Here is a 1,432-nt window from a genome sequence, read left to right on the forward strand (position 1 = left end):
CACACACTCTGTGATAACGTCATGATTGGCTCCGGTCGTCCACGGGTCTTCGGACCCATTGAGCTTCGAGCTCGTACATCGCTGGGCACGTCCCAGCCGGCTCGACCGGAGCCACCTTACACCGCCAGCGCTCCGCAGTCACCCGTACAACTCGTCGGTCTGAGGCGGAGCCTCGTTAGTTCTTGGCGAATTCGATTCGCACGATGCCGCTGCCGATCGCCTGGGCCAGGCCAGCGGGGTCGTCCACGCGGCCGAGGCGTGTGTACGAGTAGGACGAGTTGAAAGTCAGGTAGAAGACGACCAGGGTCCTCGACCCGTACAGCATGAGATCGCCGTTGCGTATCGTGCCGGGCCGGTTGGCGTTCGTGGGCAGAGATTTTGGCAGCTCGGCGTGCTTCTCGTTGCTGTTGAGGTCGGCCATGTCGATCGAGAGCGGCAGCATCGCCGCGAACGCGCGGGCGGCTTCGGTATCGGCCAGGGTGATGGCGAAGCGGTGTTCGCCGATGTTCATCCACATCCGAGATTTCTCCGGTTGGGCAGTGGCTGGGGAACTGGCGGCGATGACGGTGGTGGGCGAGCCTGACGCGCCAGGCTGGGCCGCGTCACATGCTCCGAGCACGAGCAGGCCGCAAAGTACGCCAAGCCCCCGCACAGCCCGCCGGCCATGCGCATGGCGGTTCTTTACGGCCGGCAGGCGTTGGCTATTGCGAACGACGCCGAGGCTCGTGGTCATGGCTTCCTCTTAGTGTGATACGCGGCTCACGCCGCCTGCCGGACTTGCGAACGGAAGGTGATGAAGGCGAGAAAATCCGCAAACAGCAGCGCCGCAGCACTTGCCATGAAGGTGCTTGTAGCCTGTCGACTCGAACAGCAGGCCACCCATGGCCGAACCCAGTGCGATGGCCAACTGGGATGCCAGCGCCTTAAGAAAAGTGCGCCGGTGGCGAAGCCAGCCTAGCTCACCCACGGTTTTCGCGATCGCTGATGTTCTGCGTGCTCATGTTCGATACCTTTCAAGTTAGAGAATTCGTTACTAAAGCTTGGCGGGGCAGCGGTCGCGATGGTCATCGACATTGACTTTTCATGCCATGAGTGTTGGCGCACGGAAAATGCTTAGAGGGCCATAAGACTAGCTATTCCGTAATACATGGGAGGCTGCATCATGGGCGGATCACCCGCAGCGAGCATGTCCTTCAGACCACTTTGCTGCCCAAGCTCACTCCGTTGCTGCTCGAATACCCTCGACATAAGGTCTAACGAGGCTCCGCCTCAGACCGACGAGTTGTACGGGTGACTGCGGAGCGCTGGCGGTGTAAGGTGGCTCCGGTCGAGCCGGCTGGGACGTGCCCAGCGATGTACGAGCTCGAAGCTCAATGGGTCCGAAGACCCGTGGACGACCGGAGCCAATCATGACGTTATCACAGAGTGTGTG

At 61.2% G+C, this 1,432-nt stretch carries 1 protein-coding gene; it reads right to left on the reverse strand.

The window, feature by feature from the left end; translation table 11 throughout:
* Positions 1 to 175: 175 nt before the first annotated feature.
* A complete protein-coding gene (locus AWB81_RS48150; protein WP_235026255.1) occupies positions 176 to 733 on the reverse strand; it encodes a cyclophilin-like fold protein in 558 nt (185 codons plus the stop codon).
* Positions 734 to 1,432 lie beyond the last annotated feature (699 nt).

Source organism: Caballeronia arationis, assembly GCF_001544975.2.
In the GTDB taxonomy this organism is placed as follows: Bacteria; Pseudomonadota; Gammaproteobacteria; order Burkholderiales; family Burkholderiaceae; genus Caballeronia; species Caballeronia arationis.

Bases quoted from the DNA above. Each gene is read 5' to 3' on its own strand.
- AWB81_RS48150 (WP_235026255.1), bottom strand. From the start codon at position 733: ATGACCACGAGCCTCGGCGTCGTTCGCAATAGCCAACGCCTGCCGGCC.